Genomic DNA, 19,572 nt, shown 5'->3' on the forward strand with positions numbered 1-19,572 from the left:
CAATATCCAAAAAAACAGGCTGGGTATCACTATGATGAAAAAACCCATGCGTTTATTGGCGTTTTTAAGCATCCAGTCATAGATCATCGCACCACTCCTTGTGAATACCGGGAGGCATTTCCACCTCCCGGTATTTTATCCATCGAGTTGTTGATTACAGTTTCGGCACTTTGGAAAAGAAGTCCGCCATTTCGTGCGGGAACCCTTTCGCAATCGCCGGACGAAGATCGTCCATGGAAACATTAAAATCTTTCGGCTGCTCGCCCGTTTGCATTTTTTGATGTGCGTTCACATTCGATTGCAGACCATTAAAAATGCCCTTCATATTGCCGAACATATCATCGCAAGATTTTGTCACGTTACTCATGACCGACTTGGCCGCGTCGGGCCCCGACATTTGAATATTGCTGACGCCTTGCATAAACGGTTGACTCAGCGACGATTGGGAGTTGGTGCCCAAATTGCCGCCGGCCTTCATGGTTTCTAAAATTTTGGCTGGATCTAACATGTTTATCACCTCTTTACGGTTGTGTTTACATCGCTTTCGGGCACGAGAATCCTCGCAACGCCCGTGACCAAAGTGGGAAATCTTTCATCGTCGAGCGCAATTCCAGTTTGAGCACGCCCACCACCGACGACATCGACATCGTCAGCTCTCGCCTGTCGCTGGCGAGCGGCACGGGATTGCTGGCGTCGAACATCCGGAACAAGGCCCAGGGCCCGTCGAAACTGGCGACCTGGATCTGGCCGGTGCCGGTGCGGAAGGTCAGTCGAACATAGCTGCCGCCTTTCGGGCCCGGCCAATCGATACGGGTAGGCTGGCTGAAACCATGGCTGTAGTTAATCACCTGCCCGTCGATATCCAGGGTCGCTTCCGTAATGGTCGGCGTCAGGGACAACGGCCTGATGAACATGGAGAAGGACAGCTTGTCGCCGGCGGTGAAGAAGGTATCGCGGATCAGCCGGGCATTTTCAAACGCGCCCAGCGTGCTGGCATTGACGATCCCCTCTGAACCCGGTTTGGCATTCCATTTCTGCGCGTTGACGTCCACATAAGGGGTCAGGTTCTCATCGAAGAACTGCTGCATCGCGCCGCTTTGGCCAAACATGCGCGAGAAGTCCTCGATGCCGACCTCCGCTCTGGCGTTGCGCGAGAACGGATAACGCCCGCTGATGCTGCTCTTGCACAAGCCGGAGGCCAGCGACGAAGCGCCTTTGCTCAGGTTCTTCTGGCTTTGCTGAATCGTCTGGCTGTCCCCGATCTGCAACAGATCCATCATCACGCTGCGCACCGGTTCCGGCTGGCGCGCCGCATCCAGCTGCAGGCGCTTCAGCGTGCCTCCGGCGGGCACCACCTGGCCGCCGCGCAGCGAGGTGGACAAGGTGGTCAACTGGCTGTACAGCGCTTCGAAACTGCGGCTCAGCGGATCGTTGCTGGCGTTGGTGGTCTGCAACAGCTGATAGCCCAGACGACGCAGCAGCTCGAAGCGATCTTCCACCGCGCGCTCCGGCGTGAGACGAAAACGCGCGCGCTCGCCGGAAATCTCGCCCAGGATGTCGCGCCGCTGCTGCTCGATGCGGTTGCGCTGGCGGTCGAACCAGCTTGCCGCATCGCCCTGGTTGGTGCCGGTCATGCTGGTTTCGCGCGCGGCGAAACGCACCAGATTGGCCAGCGGAGAAGAAGGATCGGACAGTTGACGCGCCAGGATCGCCGCATCCTCAAGCCCGTTGACCGGCCGGGCGCGCACGTCGCGCATGAACGCATCCCATTTGTCGGCATACTCGATGAGGTAAAGCTTCCTCGCCTCGTCGGCCAGCTTCTGCGCCGAGGCCAGCGAGTTCACCGCGTTTTTCCCTTCCCCACTGTCGCGCAGCACCCAGGACTCTTCTTCGATCATGTCCTTGGCGGCGTCATCGAGCTGCGCCAGGAAAACGTCGCGATAGCTGGCGCGGGTATAGAACCCCGGCACGGCGGTATCGGTGACCGTCGCCTGGCTCTTGCGGCGCAGCATCAAGGAGACGTTCGGTCCGGCGGCGTCGGCCAACGAAATATCGTTGATCGCCGCCGGCAGCGGTTTCTCTTCGATGCGGCGCACCACCCGCACCTGCATCGGAATGTTCATCGCTTTCACCCGCGCCAGGCGCAGCAGATCGCCGTTCATCTTCATGACCGGCGCGTCCGGCAAAGAGAACATCTCCCGCAGATGGTAAGCGAAGATGCCTTTGTTCATGTCGGTGTAACCCTGCGGCATAAAGGTTTCCCAGCGCGCCATGAACCAGTCGACCAAGGCTTCGGCGGAGCGATGCGAAGGTTCGCCCATCATCAGGTACACTTTCAGGGTGCCGTAGACGTCCTTGTTGGACGCCGAGACGTCATTCTTGAGTTCGTCCGCGATATAGTTTTCCACCGCCGGCCAGAAGATCTGCAGCAAATGGCGTTGGTAGGTTTTTTGCGCCGCGCTGTTGATCAGCTTGTGCTCGAAATAGGGATTCGGCACCGGCGATACTTCGCCGCCCAATTGCGCGTTCATGTAGCCCAGTTGCTCATAGGCGGAAATGACATCGTCGCTGACGCGGTTAGTCACCGGAATTTCCCGCACGATGCGCTTTGTCTCATCGAAGCGCGCCGCAATGTAGGAGATGTAATCGCTCTCCCACAGGTAACGCATCGCCAGCAGGTTAAACGAGACCGCCAACAGAATGAGTACCAGCACATAGCGGCCCAGGGAGCTCATGCGGCTGCCGAGCGGCCTGGCGTGCGAAGACTGCTGCATCACCCCGCGTTCTTGCCGGGCGTAATCCAGCTCCGGGTGATAAATGCGCCCGGTCGGGCGAGCTTCATAGATATCCGCCGCTTCCGCGTTGTAGATCGCCCCCTGCGGCGGCAAGGCGATGGTGCTGCCCAGCCACACCTGCTGCAGATGGCAGGCGTAGCCCACCGGCGTTTGCGGGAAGATCTGCTCTAACAGGGAATACAGCGGGTTGCCCAGCGACCCCAGCGACTCGGTGAAGAACAGCAGCTGCTGGCGGTTTTGGCCGTCCGGCGCATCGTGCAACAGTTCGAGCACGTGATGGCTGACGCGCGCCACCATCTCCCGGTAGAGGGTTTCATACTGCTCGAAGGGGGTTTCTCCCTGTTCGGCGCGGTTCAGGCTGAACCCCATGCCTTTTTGCAACAGATCGTCGCCCAGCATCGACAGGAAGGTCTCGCCGCCGACCAGTTGATCGAGGTGGCTGATGGTAAGATAGACCGGCAGCTCGCTGCGGAACCACGAGGCCATCTCCAGCAGGCGCACGCGCAGCGCGTCGGCGACCGACTTTCTCTCCGTCAGCGAGGCGTGCAGCAACCAACGCGCATCAAGACACAGCATGATGCCGTCGATGCCCGGATGGCGGCGATGGCGGCGGATCAGTTTGAACAGGGTGTCACGCGCCCTGGCGCCCTCTTCCCCCAGGCCGTTCAACTGCAGCCATTCGCCGGAGGTGTCGACATACACCGAATTCTCCGCCAGCCACCAGTTGCAATCCTGGGTCGGCCCGACGTCCACCGTCTGCTGCAGGCCATAGTGCTCGGCCAGCAAGAAGCGTTCGCCGCTTTCGCCGATCAGCGAGGTTTTGCCGCTGCCCGGCGGCCCGATGACCAGAAACCACGGTTTTTCGCTGACGTAACGGCGCGTCAGGCGGTATTTGAAGCGCTGCCAGGGGGTGCGCTGCTTCGCCGTGCCGACGTACTGCAAGGTGCGCAAGGCGTCGTAAAAGCGCGAGGTCACGCGATCTCGCTGGGCGGTCTTGCGTTTGGCCGGGGCCGGCGCTCGCGCGTGGCGGAACACCCAGGATAAGAACGTCGCCACGAACGGCCACAGCGCCCAGCACAGGATCAGCGCGATGATGATGCCCCTGACCCAGACCGACAGCAGCGGCCGATAGGTGCCGATGGCGATCAACGGCCCAATCCACCACACCACCGCACACAGCAGCAAGGCAATCACCAATATGAATGATCTACGTATCATATAATTTCCTTATTATCTCTACGCCGGCGGATGTCTTAGTTATCCTCGGGGACCTCGGCGGCTACCCCTGCCTGATTTAACGTTGCAGACGGTGAAGCCATCTCCCTCTCGCCGATTTTCCAAAGGATGTCCACCCGGCGGTTGCGGCGGCGCCCTTCTTCCGTCGCGTTGTCGTCCAGCGGCTCCTGATCGCCCTTGCCGACCGATGTCACGGTGCGGTTGTATTTACTGTTGGCCAAGGATTCGCGCAGCTTGTCGGCCACCGTCTGCGCGCGGGCCTCGGACAGTTTCAGGTTGGAGTTGTTGGAGGTGTTGCGATACGGTTTGTTGTCGGTATGCCCGATGACCTCCAGATCGCCCGGCCACGGCGCCAGCGCTTCCCCCAAACGCTCGATGTTGCGTTTCTTTTTAAACTCTTCCGACAGCTTCGACTGCCCGGTGGCGAACGCGCCGTCAGAGGTGAAGATCAACAGCCAGCCGCGCGGATCGGCGCGCACCTCCAGCCACCCTTCGCTGAGGATTTGCGGCAGCGGCTGCGGCAGCGTCTCCATGATGTTGATTTTGCGCGGCTGCGGCGGTGTCCAGGCCAAAATGGCGTTGCGCAGCGCGCGGGACTGATCGTGCAGATACCAGGCGGCCGAGGCATACGCCAGCAGCGCGATGGCCAGACCGTAGCACAGCAGCTTCAGCGGCGTGATGCGGGTCGCCTTGCGCACCACTTTGCTCGGCTCGGCATCGGCCAGCGTCTGCGTCGGGTTCTGGCTGTACAGATAGCCGTCAAGACGGTTGCGCACGTCGGCCAACAGCACCGCGCCGCGTTCCATCACGTGGTATTGCCCTTCGAAGCCCAGCGACAGGATCAGATCGTAAAACGCCAGGATCGCCTTGTTGCGCGGCGAGGCGGCCAGATAGGCCTGCAGATGCTCGAAGCACTTTTCCCCGCCCCAGGCGTCGCGATAAAACTCCACCAGCAGGCTGAGATTCAGTTCGCCGGATTCGAGCGTGCTCATGCAGCACTCATCCACGTAGGAGCACAGCAGATAGGCCAGCTTGTCCACATCGCTCGGCGCGATGTGATCCGCCAGCAGCGTCTGCTGGAATTGTTGGATCTCGCGCACGATCTGCGCGCGCACCGCGCCCGGATTCAGCTGTTTCTGATCGCGCACCCGCTCCACCTGCAGCAGAACCGGGATGGCGGCGGCGATCAGCGGGTTGTCCCAATGGCCCATCATCACGCCGGGCTTGCTCAGCGCGGCGCGGCCGAACAGCCCGCTCGAGGTCGGCGCGGCCTCGGCCGGCGCGGGCTCGCTGCTTTCCGGCGCAACGCTTTCAGCCTCATAAGGCTTGGGTTCGGGGGGCGTCGCCACCCCGGCGCTTCCCGGCCGCAGCTTGGCGGCCAGCGCCCGCGCGCCGAAGGACAGCGCGGCGATCTCCGCCGTCGTTTTGCCCACAGAGCCGGACGCGGGAAGGCGCGGCGTCGCGTTGTTGCGCGTTACCGCCATCGCCTCGCGTATTTTTCTCTCAAATTCGTTCATCCCACCCTCCCTTGCCTTAATCCCCAGACGTCAAAACGCAGGTCGGGGAAATCACCCACAATGCTGAGCGCCATCGCCGAGCCGGCCATCATTTCCTTATAAATCGGGTCGGCATGATCAACCTCGAAATAGATGCTGTTCGGGTAATACGGTATGTGCCGTGGCGGCGAAGCCATCGGGAGCAAGCGAGCGCCCGGTAATTGCAGATCGATCAGCTGAATGATTTTCTCGACCGGCCCCAGTTTGACCTGTGCGGGGAAATACGAGCGCAGATGCTCGATGGACAAACCGCAGCTGACGGCGAACACCAGTTTTTCCAGGCGCAGCTGCGAGTCGTTCGGGCACAGATAAATGCTGTCGCCGCGATCGACAAACGGCAACGCCACCGCCGGCGCTTCGATCACCAGCGACAGCGCGCGGCGAATCGAGGCGAACAGCTGGAAGTAGCAGTTGTGCGGTTCATCGTGCAGATACACCAGATCGGCCCGATCCCAGAGGCGTTCGCCGCCGGGAATGATGCTGAGCCGCCCCAGCAGGCTCAGCAACGTGTCGAACAGGGTTTCAGGATGCACCTGCGGGCTGGCCAGCAGTTGGCTGATGCGCAAATTGAACTCGCTCAAGGTTTGCAGCAACAGCAACTCCAGCAGCTCGGAAAGCCCGCCGATCGTCATATGCACGTCCGGGCGGAAAACCGACTCCAGACGCTGGCTGATCAGCCCAAGCAATTCGGTGGTGAAAGCGGGCAGCCAGCCGATGGCGCGGAAATCCAGCATCGGCGGCAAGGCGCGCTCATCCAGCAGCACCCGACGATCGCTGGTGATCTCCCGCACGAAACCGACCGGCAGCACGCTTTCCGCGCTGCTGACCGCGTCCTCCAGGCTTAGCCGCGTCACCAGGCTGCCCACTTGCATCGTGCACACGCGCGGGGTCCCTTCCAGGCTGACGCCGTGGTTGCGATCCGGCACCTCGGCGTCCATGGTGCGAAAACGGCTGCTTTTTCGCGCATCCTGGATAAGATCGATCTGGGCGTTGCCGGCGATGTCCATCAGCACGGACAGGCACACCACTTTCCCCTGGCAGCCTTCTCCCAGCACCAGCGGCGGCGGCAGCGGTATATCCTCAGGCATGCTGAACGCCGTGCCGTCGGGGAAAACGCCCTTGGCTTTCTTCAGCGCAAACTTGCCCTGTTCCAATAGCCCGTTGTCGATCTCCAGCGTCAGGAACCCCCAGGTGAAGGTTTCGACGCTGCGCAAGCGCGCTTCAATCAAGTGCTCGAAAAAACGTTCCTGCTGCTGGAAATGCTGCGGTTCCATCAACATGCCTTCTACCCAGGCGACGCGTTGTTTAGGTAACATGTCATTCATCCATTTTGTCGTTAGTCACTATGCTGAGTGACGTCATCCCCACCATCACCTTCATTTGCGAATCAGCCTGCGCAGGGGACTTTTGCTCGGCGAGCGGCAACACGCCGCTGATTTGCTGAAACTCCGCCCCGACGACGACCCATCGCTCTTGCCCCGCCGGCACCTCGAAGCGATAACGCAACGTCTCCCTCGGTTGCAAAATGCTCTGGTGCCGGCTCAGCGCCCCTTCCGACGGCGCCGTCTCGCGGCAAGGAGCGCCGTCGCCAATCCCCTCGGGCATCCACCCCGAGCGATTGGTTTCTATCACGCACACCTTGACCGGCTGCGCCTCCCCGGCGGCATTCGGGTTCACGTTGTCGTTGGCGGTCACCTCGACGTCGATAAACCGCAACCGGCGCCCCGCATCCGCAGCCTCATCATGAGAAAACCAGCTGCATCCGCCGAGCATCCCCACCGCCAACAGTCCCCCTGTCGCCATCCCCCGGAGCGTTTTCACCATGCTGAACTCCTATGCATTAACGAAACATTTGGTCTGACTCGGCGCGACCTGAGTGGCGACCATGTTGTTATTGTTCGTTGTGCTGGAATCGCCTAGCCGCGTGACCGGCATGCCGCCGGTGAAATACTTGCCCGACCCCTGCACCGGCTGCATCTGGGCCGAATGCGTCCCGGAGGCGGCGCCGATCACCCCGCCCGAATCGACGGTGGCCGCGCGAATACTGCCGAGATTCTGTTCATTGCCGCCGCATAGGAAATAGTTAGGCACGTTCGGTATGCCGGTGCTGTTGGGCGCGGTGTTCGGGCCCGGCGCCGGTATCATCGGGTCACAGCCGGCAAAGCTGATCCCGGCCATGTTGTTATTGGCTGCAGTCATGGTGGTTTACCCCATATGTATCTGGCCGCCGTCGATCTTCAGCACCGCCGAAGACTTCAGGGAACCAATTTCACTGGTGATGACGAGGGATTGCCGCGCATCCTGAATGATGTGCTTCGCCAGCACCTCGTCGGTTTCCTCCACCCGCCGGCTCGCGTGCTTGCTGCGCACAAACAGGCGTTGAGAGATTTGGTGCAGCGTTTCGGCGACCCAACGGCTGCTGCGCGTCAGCAGCGTGAAGTGCGGGCTGCGCAACGTCAGCCGCTTGCCGCCCTGCAGCTCGATCTCCGGCGCCACGATGCGCAAGTTGGCGCAGCGGCTGTCCAGCGTCATGACGGCGTTCGCCTGTTGCCGCGACAGGATCTCGGTGATGACCAACTTATCGCCGTCGGCGATGACGCAAACGCGATCGCCCGCCAGCGGCTGAACCAGACAGCTGGTGGCGACCGCCAGACAATGGGCGCGCATGCCGTCGACATACAGACCGCCGTTGGCGTCGGCCGCCAGCGTCACCACCTTGCGCCCCCCTTGTTCGGCAAGCGGAGCGCTGCGCACCAACTGCAAAGGCGTCACCCTGGCGTTGGCATAGACCTTCTGATGCTCTCTTCTGGACTTATACATATCTGCTTACTCCTGTTGGCCGTTGATACGACGGTTGCCGCGGCCCCGGTTGTTGATGCGCATACCAGGCGTCGATCGCACTCAAGAACGGATCGGCGGTAAGCGGCACATTTTCGGCGCGATGACGCTGCGCGCCATGCAGGCGAGCGCTCTGTTGCTGAGCGGCGGTCAACGGCTGTTCGATCAGGTTCGCTTCCCGCAGTTCGGCCTGCTCAAGATTGGCTAACGCCAGATCGCACGCCCTGAATTCCGCTTGCGGCAAGATGGCGCGCCCCCAGTTGACGCCGCCCATCGCGCATTCGCTGAACCGGGCCTTCTGCCCCTGCGCCAGGGTCAGCGTCGCGCGTTCGAAATCGCAGCGCTGTACCTGCGCTTCGGCGAAGATCGCCGAGGTCAGATCGCTGTCGGCGAACGAACACGCCTCCAGTTCGCTGCGATGAAAGCTGGCGCCCTGCAGCTGTAGCTGCGCCAAAGTGCAGCCCGACAGGCGGCAGGTGAACCAGATGCGCGCCTGCCCCGCGATCGTCTGCCAGCTGCACGTCTCCAGCTGACAACTGCCCATCACCTGACGATCCAGGGTCGACGCCTGCCACAGGCACTGCCTGAGCTGGCAGGCGTACCAGTTGGCGTCCTGTATCACGTCCTGGTGAAACATCAGGTTAGTCAGGGTGCTGGACTGCACCGCCAGATGCCCCAGGCTGCTGCGTTCAATTTCCGCGCCGTTGACCTCGCACCGGATCAAACCGCAGTCATCCAGCAGACAATCGCCGACGTAACACCCCTGCAGCGCGGTGTCGTTGCACGCCAAATTGCACAGCAGCCCCTGTTGCAGCGTCAGGTTGTCAAACCGGCATTCGTTGAACGACAGGCTCATCAGGCTGCCGCCGACCACGTTGACCTGCTGCAGGGTGCAGCCCTCAAAGCGCACCGCCCGCAAATCACAACCTTCAAACGTGACGCGTTCGAAATGACAGTCGATGAAAAAGCAGTCGCTCAGCGTCAACCCTTTCAGCTCGCGATCGTGAAACCGGCGTTTCTTGAAGATCCGCGGCATGGGCGGCGTCTGCGCCACCGCCTGGGCGACCTCCAGTTCGATCGCCTCTCGGTCAGGCAGCGCCTGTTGAATCACGCGGCTTTCAGTTTTCATGCGCATAGTCCCCATGAATGATTCTGCGCGGCACCCAACACGCGCGCTCCAGCAGACAACCGCTGAACCGCGTGCCGGCGTCCTGCCAGGTCATCGCCAGATGCGCCGCCGCCAGATTGCACTGGTCAAATGCCGCATCGCGCAGATCGGCGTTATAAAACAGGCCTTGCTGAGCGCTGCTGTTTTGCCAACGTGAGTGCGTCAACAGGCTGTCTTTAAACCGCACGCCGGCCAGATCGCAGCCGGCGATCGCGCAGGCCGTCAGATCGGCCTCGTCAAAGTTGCATTCAGTGAAAACGCTGTACTGCAGTTGGCACCTCTCCATACGCGCCGCTTTCAATCCCACTTTGGTGAAACAGCTATCGCTGAACACGGCGTGGGAAAAGTTCGCCTGCATGCCCGCCGTCAGGCTCTCGACGCGGCAGCGTTCGAAGCGTACGCCGCGCCAGTTGCCGCCAAGGAACGAGTTTTTGGTGAGCGTCATCTCCAGCGCAACCGCCTCTTCGGCGAGGCAGCGGTTAAACACGCACGCGTCCAGCTCGCCTTGCAGAAACTGCGCGCGGATCAGCGTCGCGCCATTAAACATGCCGTTGCCGATCGCCGCGTGTTCAAAGCGGCTCGCGGTGAAATCGCCCCGCTCGAAAACGCAGTTATCCAGCTTCACGTGGTCGGCGCGCAGCCCTTGCCCCTGAGGCTCCGCCAGCGTCACCCGTTCGAAGACCGCCTCTTGCCACACGCTTTCCGCCAGCAACGGCTTTTGCAGCGTGCACGAGATCATGCGGATCTGGCGCAGCGCCGCCTGCGTCAAATTGACCGCATCAAAAACGCAGTTTTCGAAGGTGCAGCTATCGAGGGAAGCCTGCGAGAAATCGCAGCGCTCAAAGCGGCACTGCAGAAAATGCCTGCCCGACAGCGCCTCGCAGCGCAATCCGCTGAAGGTCTTTCCTTCCACGGTCGCGCTCTCGGGGAAAAACGCGTCATTGCCGTCTTCGGCGGGAAGATCCGGCAAATCGGGCAACGTCACGGAAGCGGGCTCCGCCGCCGTTTGTTGCTGGTGCAAGGCGATCGCCTCGCGGATGCGTCGATAGAACACGGCGGAATCGCCCAGAGAGGTGGGCGACGGATCGTAACGCAAGTCGCTGGGGTGATCCGACACCGCCTGGATGACGTTCAACCCCATCTCCGCCGGCATCAGATCCGGATCGAACAGAAACTCAAAGGGCGAGGCGTCATCGTCGCTGCGCTTGCGGAATACCTGTTGGAAATAGTCGAACGAGCGCGGCGCATCGCAGCGATCCAACGCCAGCATGACGGACTCGATGGACTCGTCCAGCAGATGCGTCAACGGCGCATTGCCGGTGAAGATAAGCAAAGCGATGTCGCTATCGGGCAGGAACCACAGCGTTTTGCGCTGCAGCTCGATTTCCTCGAGGCTGTCGCTATCGTGACGGCGGATGAACGCCCGTCCGCGCACCGCCGGCAGCTCGCCGCGAATCGCCTCGCTTTGCGCGCCGACGCCCTGCAGCTCGAAGGGCACCCGATCCGGCCACGCCGCTTCCGGCAACCACTGCGCCGGCGGCGCCATCTGGAAATAACGCCGATCGATATTGGCCGGCAGCCCGGGGAATGCCGTCTCGAGATAGGCTTTGCCGGCGATCTGGCCCGCCACCTTATCGATGTGCGCCTTGCGCAGCGCAAACTCGTGCGGCACCGGCGCCGGCGCCGCCAGCGGAGAGCGCTCCTGCGCGGTCCCCTCGGCGGACAGCGTCATCAGCAGCGGCCGCAGCCCGTCATTGCAGCCGCGGCCAAACGGGTTCTCCTTGTTGTCTTTGCCGCCCCAGGCGGAGGTGTGATCCAGCGGCACGCTGAGGAAGGGTTCCACCTCCATCGCGCCGCGCCGTCCCTCGCCCTCGACCCGCCAACGGCGCTTCAGCCCGCCGATGTCGGCGCTGACATTCAGCGTTTTCACCGGCTGACCGATGCCGGCATGGCCGGCGATCAGGTATTCGGCGAACGGCTTCGGCTCGGCAACATCCAATATCGGCAGGCTGAGCGGCACGCGCTTCCACGCCTCCCAGATTTCGGCTTCGTTCACGAAGTGTTCAGGCCGGGACAGGTAGCACCCGGCCACGACGCTGATGCCGAGCCGGCTGTCTGTCCCGATCTGGTAACTTCCTTTAATCGCCACCAATTGCTGTGGCCGTATGATTCTCATTGCCGCGCCTCGTTAGTTTTTGCTTTGCATCCCGACTTTTTTCAAATCGACGCCGGTCTCGGACAGTGACGCGCCGGTATAGCTGATCGACACCCCTGTCGTGCTGGTGCTGCTGCCGGTATTGCTGACGCTGCTGCCGGTGTTGCTGACGCTGCTGCCGGTGCTGCTGACGCTGCTGCCGGTGGTGCCGACGCTGCTGCCGGTGGTGCTGACACTGCTGCCGGTGGTGCTGATGCTGCAGCCGGTGGTGCTGGTCGACGATCCGGTGGTGCTGATGCTGCAGCCGGTGGTGCTGGTCGACGATCCGGTGGTGCTGACGCTGACGCCGGTAAAGCTGGTGCTGCTGCCGGTCTGGCTGGTGCTGACCGTGGTGTAGCTGTTGCTTTCGCCGGTCATGCTGTTGCTGATGCTGGTGAAGGAGTTGCTTTCGCCGGTCATCGAGTTCGACACGCCGGTGCAGCTGGTGCTCTGCCCGGTAAACGACGTGCTCAGCCCGGTGAACGAAGTGCTGACGCCGGTAAATGATGTGCTCACACCGGTGAACGAGGTGCTGACGCCGGTGAACGAGGTGCTCACGCCGGTGGCGGTGAGGCTGACGCCGGTCATCGACGCGCTGACGCCTTTAATCGAGGCGTCAAACCCGGTAATGCTGAAGACGTAATCCTTGTAAGAGACGTGGTTGGTGAACCAGTCCGTAAAGGTGCGGCGGATGATGTCAAACTTGTCCATTCCCACCTCGGTGGCCTGGTTGCGCTCCACCGTGGTTTGCAGATCGCGTTCGGCATGCAGCATGACGCGTTCGTTGTTGCGGTTGTCATCGAAGGTCAACTGGCTGGCATGCTGCGGCTTGCCGAAGCGCAGCGAACGCGACACCATGCCCGAGTAGTTGATGTATTCAGGCAACTGATAAGGCGGCGGGTTGTCGCCGTTATACACAATCCCGGTCACCATCGGACGATCGAGATCGCCGTCGACATAGGTCACCAGCACTTCCTGACCGACGCGCGGCATGGCGATCACGCCCCAGCCTTTCCCCGCCCAGGCCTGCACCACGCGGATCCAGCAAGAGCTGTCTTCCTCGGTGGTTTTGTAGCGATCCCAGTGGAAATGTACGCGGATGCGCGCAAATTTGTCGGTATGCACTTCGGAGTTGGGCGCGCCGACCACGGTGGCGCTCTGGATGCCCGGCATCTGCGGTTTTGGCGTTTCGCGCAGCGGGCGGAACGGCACGTCGTCGTTCAACGCATTGAAACGGCAGGTGACGTTGCGGCCGTCGCTGCTGCTGTCCGGGCCGTCTTGCACGAACACATAGTCGCAGCGAGTCAGCTTGAAACGGCGGTTGCGGTTGGCGTCCGGGTGCAAAATCAAGGAGAAATCCTTGCCGGCCATCAGCCCGACGGCGTTGCTCTCGCCAAACAGCAGATGGCCGTCGCTTTGCATTTCTTCAAGGCGCAGCCGCGCCAGGTTTTCACCGCGTTCGGTATCCACATAACCCGCCGCGTAGTCGTACCACTCCAACGGGGTGTTCTGCAGGCCGAGGCGGCTCTCTTCCACCTTGGTTTGCAGGTTCTTGCGCGGGTTCTGGAAGTCGAAGTCGCGCAGCACGATTTCATTCGGGCGCACTTTGCGGGAGCGCTGGATGCGCTGGATCCCTTCGCGGATGGCGCGGTTTTCTTCGCTGTCCGGCATGAACGGCAACACGGCGTAACCAAAATCCAGATCGTCGAAATTCTGCCGGTCGGTGATCACCAGCGTGTGTTTATCCTCGGCGTGATCGAAGTAATACCAGATGCCTTCGTCTTCCAGCAGGCGGCTGATAAACGCGAAATCCGTTTCGGAAAACTGCACGCAATATTCACGCGTCGGATAAGTGCCTTGAATATCCAGACGGTAGTCGGCAAAACCGTAGCGCGAGAAGATTTGCTCGATGATGTCGAGCACGTTCAAATCCTGGAAAATGCGGCTGTTGCGGTTCTGCATCAAAAACCACAGCCAGGTGCTCAGCTCCAGCTTATAAACGAACTTATCCTGATGCTGCCCCGAATCGGAGGCGCCGATCACGTAAGCGTAAAACGGCCGCGCGCCGAAATCCGGCCTTTCTATTTGAATGCTGATCCCTTGACCCAGCAGAGATTCATAATCAACGTCCGCCTGTTCACATTCGAATTCGAGCGTATATTGCGAGTTGCTCGACAACCCTTCTTTGGTGGTGAAGCTGAGTGGAAACGCATTTAATTCGGCTAACACCGGGTTATCAATTTCGATTAAAGGCATAACAACCTCTCTGATCCGATATCGAACCCCGCCCCGCGTTTACGGGCCGGCGGCAAATTAAAAATCAGTCGAAATAAACACTTAAACTATCGTTCTCGACCATGAGTTGGATATTCTGCAGTTCCTGTCCCGTCCGTTTGCGCTGCAGCACTTCATTGCTGATGGGCGGCAAAATCGCCTGCTGCAGCAGCGACTCGACCGCTCTGCCGCGCGAAGGATGGGCGCTGATGCGTTTGGCTATCCAGCCTGGAATGTCGCCTTCCAGCACCAGCGACACGCCCACTTCTTTGTGCAAACGCTGTTGTAAACGCGAAATCTGTTTGGTGGCGATATGGGTTATCGCTTCGGTAGAAAGCGGCACGTAGGGAATGACGTTCATGCGCGCCAACAGCGCCGCCGGGAAGAAGCGCGCCAGCACGTCGTGCAGCATCGGCCGCAGCGCTTCGGTTTTCAGATCCGGCGTTTCCGCCAGCGTCGCTTCTATTTCGCCGGCGCCGATATTGCTCGTCATTAAAATGAAACACTGGCGGAAGCTGATCATGCGGCCCTCACCGTCTTCCATCACGCCCTTGTCGAAGACTTGATAAAACGCCTCGTGGATATCGGGATGCGCCTTGTCGAATTCGTCGAGCAAGACGATGGAATAAGGTTTGCGGCGCACCGCCTCCGTCAACTTGCCGCCCTTGCCGTAGCCGACATAGCCCGGCGGCGCCCCTTTCAGGGTGGAAACGGTATGCGATTCCTGAAACTCGCTCATATTGAAGACGATCAGGTTATGCGCGCCGCCGTACATCGCCTCCGCCAGCGCAAACGCGGTCTCCGTTTTGCCAACGCCGCTCGGGCCGGACAGCATGAAAACGCCCAATGGCCGATCGTGCGCCTGAATGCCGGCGCGGGAAATGCGCACCGCCTGCGCGATTTCATCGATCGCCGTCTGCTGGCCGAATATCTGGCGGCTCAGCAGTTGATTGAGATTGAGCGCATTGTCCAGATCGCTTTGCAGCATGCGGCCGGTGGGGATGCCGGTCCAATCCGACAACACCTCCGCCACGACGCGGTCATCCACCCACGGATACACCAACGGCAGGCCGCCGTCTTGCAAGGCTCCCAGCTCGGAGGCCAACTGCGGCAAGCGCTCCGGCGACTGCCGCTCCGCGTCGAGCAAGGTGGTGACCGCCTGTTGCTCCTGCGCCTGCCGCTGACGCAGCGCAGCCAGTTCGCCTTCCATATCGCTGAGGGTCTGCTGCAATTCAGTGATGCGGCTGAGCGCCAGATCGTCGAATTTGCTTTCCTCCTGCAGGCCGTTCATTTCGGTGCGCTTCACCGCCAACCCGGCCTCGAGCGACTCGATTTTTTCAGGCAGCGCATGCTGGCTCAGCGCCACCCGCGCGCAGGCGGTGTCCAGCAAGCTGATGGCTTTGTCCGGCAGTTGTCGCGACGGCAGATGGCGCAGCGACAAATGCACCGCCGCCTGCAGCGCCGACTCGCGGATCTTGACGCTGTGGTGCTGCGCAAAATGCGGGGCGATGGCGCGCATCATGTTCACCGCATTCTCTTCGTCGGGTTCAGAAACCAACACGTACTGGAAACGGCGCGTCAGCGCGGCGTCCGGCTCGATGAACTGTTTGTATTCCGACCAGGTCGTCGCCGCCACCATGCGCAGCGCCCCCCTGGCCAACATCGGTTTCAACAGGTTGACGGCGTCGCCGGTGCCGGCCTGCCCGCCGGCGCCCACCAGCGTATGCGCCTCGTCGCAAAACAGGATCACCGGCACCGCCGAATGCGCGATGGCGTCGATCAGCGCTTTCAGGCGCGATTCGAATTCGCCCCTCATGCTCGCCCCGGCCTGCATGCGCCCCAGATCCAAAGACAGCAGCCGGGCGCCCTGCAGCAGCGGCGGCACCTGCCCCTGGGCTATCTTGCAGGCCAGCGCTTCCGCCACTGCCGTTTTGCCGACCCCGGCTTCGCCCACCAAAATCGGGTTGTTCTGCCGGCGACGCAGCAAGATGTCGATCACCTGGCGCAGCTCCGCTTCGCGGCCAATCACCGGGTCGATTTCACCGTCGCGCGCCTGGCGGGTCAGATCGGCGCACCATTTATCGAGAATATCGACCGTCTCGGACGCCTCCGGCGCATCGCCGTGGGCGCTGTAGACCTCTTCTTCCTCTTCCTCATGCTCGACGGACTCCGCCAGAATCGCCGGATAATCGTCGAACAGCTGCGGGATCGGCAGTTTTTTGAACTCGTCGCTCAGCCGGTACAGGCTGCGCTGCAACGTGGGATCCTGCAGAATGCCGACCAGGATATGAATGGTGCGCACCCCGCCGGACGGCGTTTCGGCGAGCTGGCTCATCAGCAGCCCTCTTTCCACCACCGTTTCCAGTTGCGTCGACAGATCCACCACCGCATTCGTGCGGTTCGGCAAGGTATGCAGAATGCGATCCAACGCATCGCTGATGCGCTGACTGTTGATGGCGTAGTGCGCCAGGATCAGCGGCAGGTCGCCGCGCTCCTTGTCCACCAGGACTTTCAGCCAGTGTTCCAGCTCCACGTATTCGTGCCTGAAGGTTCGGCACAGCTTGGTCGCTTCGACGAATGACTGATAAGCAAAGTGGCCCAATCGCGAAAAAAGACGTTCTCGTTGATACACCTTAAATTTCCTTATATTAAGTTGTTGATTGATAAACCAGCTGCCTAAACGTCCCTGTCTTAGGTTTCAGCCAGCTGTCTTTACTCAGCGACTTGCCGCCCAGCTGCGCCGCCATGCCCGGCTCCGTGGCGATCAGCAGGCTGACGTCCAGCATCAGCTGATGGCTCGTGAAGTCATGACAGATGCTCACCAGCGCCTGCAGCCGCCGGCTGCCGCGCTGATACTGCTGATACTGCGGGGCCCCCAGCGGGCCGATCTGAATATGCGCGCCGTACTGGGCATCGAAAAAGCGGCTGCCGATGCGCGTGCTGCCCAACTTGCCCAACTTTTGGCTGCCGCTTTGCTTGCCGTCGTCGATCCACTTGGCGTAGCGCGGCGTAATCGTGATGGGAACGGCGAAGTAGGCCGCCAACATCTTGTTGAGCTGCCGCAGCGAGCGGCGGCCGGGCAGATAAGTGCCGGGATACGCCTCGCGCAGGCGCTGGACATGCGGGTTCACCATCAGCGCCGTATCGACGCCCACCGTCTGGCGCAAATGGCGCAAGAACGGGTTTTTGTCATCGTCATGCTCATGGCCGATCATCGCCTTCAGCTGCGCCCAGGCCCGGTAGTGCAATACGGCGAAGCGCTGGCTGACGATGCCGACGAACTGCTGGAACGCCTGGTTGCGTCTGGCGATGACTTCGGTGCGCGCGTGCTCGGTCACATGGATCGGCAGCGGGCCGTAGGGGGCGAACATGCCGAAATGCCGCGCCTGAATCAGCACTTGCTTAGGGCGCTGCACGATAGAGGCGATTTCACGCGAAGCGAACGCCATATCCGCCGGCTGGGTAATGCAGAGCCTTTCGCGGCTGCGATCGTTGGAGACGCCGAGCCGCGGCGCATCCGGCTGCGCGCGTTCGATACGCCGCAGCAGCTCGAAAAAATCCTGTCGATTGGACAGCCCGCGGATTTCGGCCTGGTCCGCGCTTTCGCTTTGCGCCCCCGGCGTCGGCGCCTGTTCCAACGAGAGCGCCGTTTCACGCATCAACGACATATCAGCCATAGTAGAGCGCCCCCCAGTCGGCGTGGGTTTCCCCATCCAGCAACAGCTTCATGCTTAACGTTTGGTTCAGGTCGCCGTATTGGCTCAACGCGTGGTGCAATATTTTGCCGAACAGATAGGCGCCGTGGTCGGCATGATGGTTGGCGCTTAAGTTGACGGCGATCTCGGCTCCGCGGATCCAGGCCAGCGGCCCCGGCCCCTGATTGCGTTCGAAGTGGTGCTCCACCCAGGCGTTTTTGATGCTGGCGATGCGCTTGCGCTGGCTGGAGTCATCCTGATGGCAGAACAACGACAGCCAGTCGCGCAACAGCGCCGAACAATCCTGAACGTCGGGGCGCGCATGGCGCAAAGGATTGGAGGCCAGCATCTGAATCGCCTGCCACGCCTGGCTGATGTTCGGCACCGCGACCGGGTTGCTCGGGTAGCGGACGATCTCCACCTGGTGGATCGGCATCGCCGTTTCCAGCTGGAAATGCGGCTGCTGAAGGTGCGCCGGCACCAGATGCCGTTCGCAGACCAGCGCCTCGACGCTGAGCGACGTGATGTCGTCGATGTCGATGCCGCTTTTGCCCGGCGAGATGGCGATGAAGGTATCTTCGTTGGGCAGGTGCGGATTGTTGTACTTGGAGGGCGACGGCTCCCGGCGACGGTGCAGCGTATAACCGGCCGGCTCCCGCTCGCAGTCGTACTGCACGTCGGCCTGCAGCGAAGAGAAAATCACCGGGTTGCCGTCGGGCAGCATGCCTTTCACCTGTTTTACGCTGTGTATCTCATACAGCGAGGTGTTCAAACGATCGACCACCAGCTGGTGCTCCGTGCGCTCATCCGTCAGCAGCACCGGCGAGCAATGGCGGCGATACAGGTTGATGACCGGGGTCGCGAAAAGATGAAAATCCCTGGCGTTGACGCGACCGATCAGAGTGAGTGGGCGTTGCTCCAGCGCGAACAAGATCTCGAACTCGTGAACGCGTTCACATTGACGCAGAAAATCCTGCACGCCATGCAACTCCAGGCTGAAGAAGCGGCTTGGCGCGGCGAAGTATTCGCGCATCAGCCGGTTGCCGGGCAATTCCCCCACCACGGTGGGCAACAAGGCTTCTTCATCGCTGACGCCGCCCAGGCGCAAGCTGTCCGGCGGCAGGACTTTGACGATTGGCCGGTCGTCGCTTTTCGCCCATAGCACGATGCGCAAGGTGCGATTAAGCAACGCGGCCAGCAGTTGATTGGCCCGCACCGTATCTTCCGCCAGCGTCAGGTGCAGCGGCTCGAGATCCAGCTCCGAGACGGGAAGCACGCCGTGCGTCGTCAGGCATATCCTGACGTAGGCCGAGCAATCCTGCATGTGTCTGGCGGCGCCGTCAGGCAAATGGTGCGGCGGCAAAATCTCGCATTCCGCCAGTGAAATCTCAACCGGCTGCACTTTAATATGCCGCGCCGTGGTGAACGTGGCGGGTTTGTTGTTCAGCGAGATATCGTTGAGGGTCATGCGGCTCCCGCGCGGCAGGTCAACCTGGCTGTGCCACTGGGGAAAAGAGAGATCGGGCTTAATCGCGACGGTGGCGATCGCGGGAACCGGCGTATACCACAGCGGCGCCAGGCGTGAGAGCATTTGCAGGGCAAATTCCGGCTGCTCATTGTTCAGCTTTTCCTGGATGCGGGTGCAAAGGAACGCGGAGCCCTCCAACAGACGCTCAACGAAAGGATCCAGCACGCCGTCGATATGCATGCCTAAATGCTGGGCGACCTGGGGATGAGAAGAGGCGAACTGACGACCGGCCTCGCGAAAATAACGCAGCTCATCATTATATAATTGGAGAAAGCGCTCACTGAACAT

The 19,572-nt window shown here is 61.2% G+C and carries 13 protein-coding genes; all 13 read right to left on the reverse strand.

The genetic code is table 11. The annotated features are described in order from the left end of the window. Positions 1–154 precede the first annotated feature (154 nt). Positions 155–508, reverse strand: coding sequence for a DUF6277 family protein (locus tag WFM45_RS11630; protein WP_004935323.1), 354 nt, complete (start codon positions 506–508; stop codon positions 155–157). A gap of 25 nt (positions 509–533) precedes the next feature. Beyond that, positions 534–4,013, reverse strand: coding sequence for a type VI secretion system membrane subunit TssM (tssM, locus tag WFM45_RS11635; protein WP_336955646.1), 3,480 nt, complete (start codon positions 4,011–4,013; stop codon positions 534–536). A gap of 35 nt (positions 4,014–4,048) precedes the next feature. Continuing rightward, positions 4,049–5,548, reverse strand: a complete 1,500-nt coding sequence (icmH, locus tag WFM45_RS11640) for a type IVB secretion system protein IcmH/DotU (RefSeq protein ID WP_250602437.1) — start codon at positions 5,546–5,548, stop codon at positions 4,049–4,051. Continuing rightward, entirely contained in the window at positions 5,545–6,903 is a 1,359-nt protein-coding gene (gene tssK / locus WFM45_RS11645; RefSeq protein WP_336955648.1) for a type VI secretion system baseplate subunit TssK, read from the reverse strand. Before tssK ends, icmH begins: the two co-directional genes overlap by 4 nt. A 1-nt stretch (position 6,904) precedes the next feature. Next, the gene (locus tag WFM45_RS11650) at positions 6,905–7,411 is read right to left on the reverse strand and encodes a type VI secretion lipoprotein TssJ (protein ID WP_015378386.1); all 507 of its coding nucleotides are present in this window, start codon (positions 7,409–7,411) and stop codon (positions 6,905–6,907) included. Between the two features lie 9 nt (positions 7,412–7,420). Next, positions 7,421–7,786, reverse strand: a complete 366-nt coding sequence (locus WFM45_RS11655; protein WP_033632658.1) for a PAAR-like domain-containing protein — start codon at positions 7,784–7,786, stop codon at positions 7,421–7,423. Positions 7,787–7,792: 6 nt separating this feature from the next. Continuing rightward, the gene (locus tag WFM45_RS11660; RefSeq protein WP_033632657.1) at positions 7,793–8,407 is read right to left on the reverse strand and encodes a DUF3540 domain-containing protein; all 615 of its coding nucleotides are present in this window, start codon (positions 8,405–8,407) and stop codon (positions 7,793–7,795) included. Then, positions 8,400–9,554 carry a pentapeptide repeat-containing protein gene (locus tag WFM45_RS11665; protein ID WP_254901103.1) on the reverse strand — a complete coding sequence of 385 codons (1,155 nt, stop codon included), beginning with the start codon at positions 9,552–9,554 and terminating at the stop codon, positions 8,400–8,402. Before WFM45_RS11665 ends, WFM45_RS11660 begins: the two co-directional genes overlap by 8 nt. Further along, the gene (locus WFM45_RS11670; protein WP_336955653.1) at positions 9,544–11,769 is read right to left on the reverse strand and encodes a DUF2169 family type VI secretion system accessory protein; all 2,226 of its coding nucleotides are present in this window, start codon (positions 11,767–11,769) and stop codon (positions 9,544–9,546) included. Before WFM45_RS11670 ends, WFM45_RS11665 begins: the two co-directional genes overlap by 11 nt. Positions 11,770–11,781: 12 nt before the next feature. Beyond that, positions 11,782–14,043 carry a type VI secretion system tip protein VgrG gene (gene vgrG, locus WFM45_RS11675; RefSeq protein ID WP_004935351.1) on the reverse strand — a complete coding sequence of 754 codons (2,262 nt, stop codon included), beginning with the start codon at positions 14,041–14,043 and terminating at the stop codon, positions 11,782–11,784. 64 nt (positions 14,044–14,107) lie between these two features. Continuing rightward, entirely contained in the window at positions 14,108–16,693 is a 2,586-nt protein-coding gene (gene tssH, locus WFM45_RS11680) for a type VI secretion system ATPase TssH (protein WP_015378389.1), read from the reverse strand. A gap of 16 nt (positions 16,694–16,709) precedes the next feature. Next, a complete protein-coding gene (gene tssG, locus WFM45_RS11685; protein ID WP_336955656.1) occupies positions 16,710–17,738 on the reverse strand; it encodes a type VI secretion system baseplate subunit TssG in 1,029 nt (342 codons plus the stop codon). Continuing rightward, positions 17,731–19,572, reverse strand: a complete 1,842-nt coding sequence (gene tssF, locus WFM45_RS11690; protein ID WP_004935363.1) for a type VI secretion system baseplate subunit TssF — start codon at positions 19,570–19,572, stop codon at positions 17,731–17,733. Before tssF ends, tssG begins: the two co-directional genes overlap by 8 nt.

Origin of the sequence: Serratia sp. KG1D (assembly GCF_037150675.1) — a bacterium.
GTDB classification, from domain to species: domain Bacteria; phylum Pseudomonadota; class Gammaproteobacteria; order Enterobacterales; family Enterobacteriaceae; genus Serratia; species Serratia nematodiphila.

What these genes read in the sequence shown, in the direction of transcription:
- WFM45_RS11630 (WP_004935323.1), bottom strand. Translation starts at nt 508, where the DNA reads ATGTTAGATCCAGCCAAAATTTTAGAAACCATGAAGGCCGGCGGCAAT.
- tssM (WP_336955646.1), bottom strand. Translation starts at nt 4,013, where the DNA reads ATGATACGTAGATCATTCATATTGGTGATTGCCTTGCTGCTGTGTGCG.
- icmH (WP_250602437.1), bottom strand. Translation starts at nt 5,548, where the DNA reads ATGAACGAATTTGAGAGAAAAATACGCGAGGCGATGGCGGTAACGCGC.
- tssK (WP_336955648.1), bottom strand. Translation starts at nt 6,903, where the DNA reads ATGTTACCTAAACAACGCGTCGCCTGGGTAGAAGGCATGTTGATGGAA.
- WFM45_RS11650 (WP_015378386.1), bottom strand. Translation starts at nt 7,411, where the DNA reads ATGGTGAAAACGCTCCGGGGGATGGCGACAGGGGGACTGTTGGCGGTG.
- WFM45_RS11655 (WP_033632658.1), bottom strand. Translation starts at nt 7,786, where the DNA reads ATGACTGCAGCCAATAACAACATGGCCGGGATCAGCTTTGCCGGCTGT.
- WFM45_RS11660 (WP_033632657.1), bottom strand. Translation starts at nt 8,407, where the DNA reads ATGTATAAGTCCAGAAGAGAGCATCAGAAGGTCTATGCCAACGCCAGG.
- WFM45_RS11665 (WP_254901103.1), bottom strand. Translation starts at nt 9,554, where the DNA reads ATGAAAACTGAAAGCCGCGTGATTCAACAGGCGCTGCCTGACCGAGAG.
- WFM45_RS11670 (WP_336955653.1), bottom strand. Translation starts at nt 11,769, where the DNA reads ATGAGAATCATACGGCCACAGCAATTGGTGGCGATTAAAGGAAGTTAC.
- vgrG (WP_004935351.1), bottom strand. Translation starts at nt 14,043, where the DNA reads ATGCCTTTAATCGAAATTGATAACCCGGTGTTAGCCGAATTAAATGCG.
- tssG (WP_336955656.1), bottom strand. Translation starts at nt 17,738, where the DNA reads ATGGCTGATATGTCGTTGATGCGTGAAACGGCGCTCTCGTTGGAACAG.
- tssF (WP_004935363.1), bottom strand. Translation starts at nt 19,572, where the DNA reads ATGTTCAGTGAGCGCTTTCTCCAATTATATAATGATGAGCTGCGTTAT.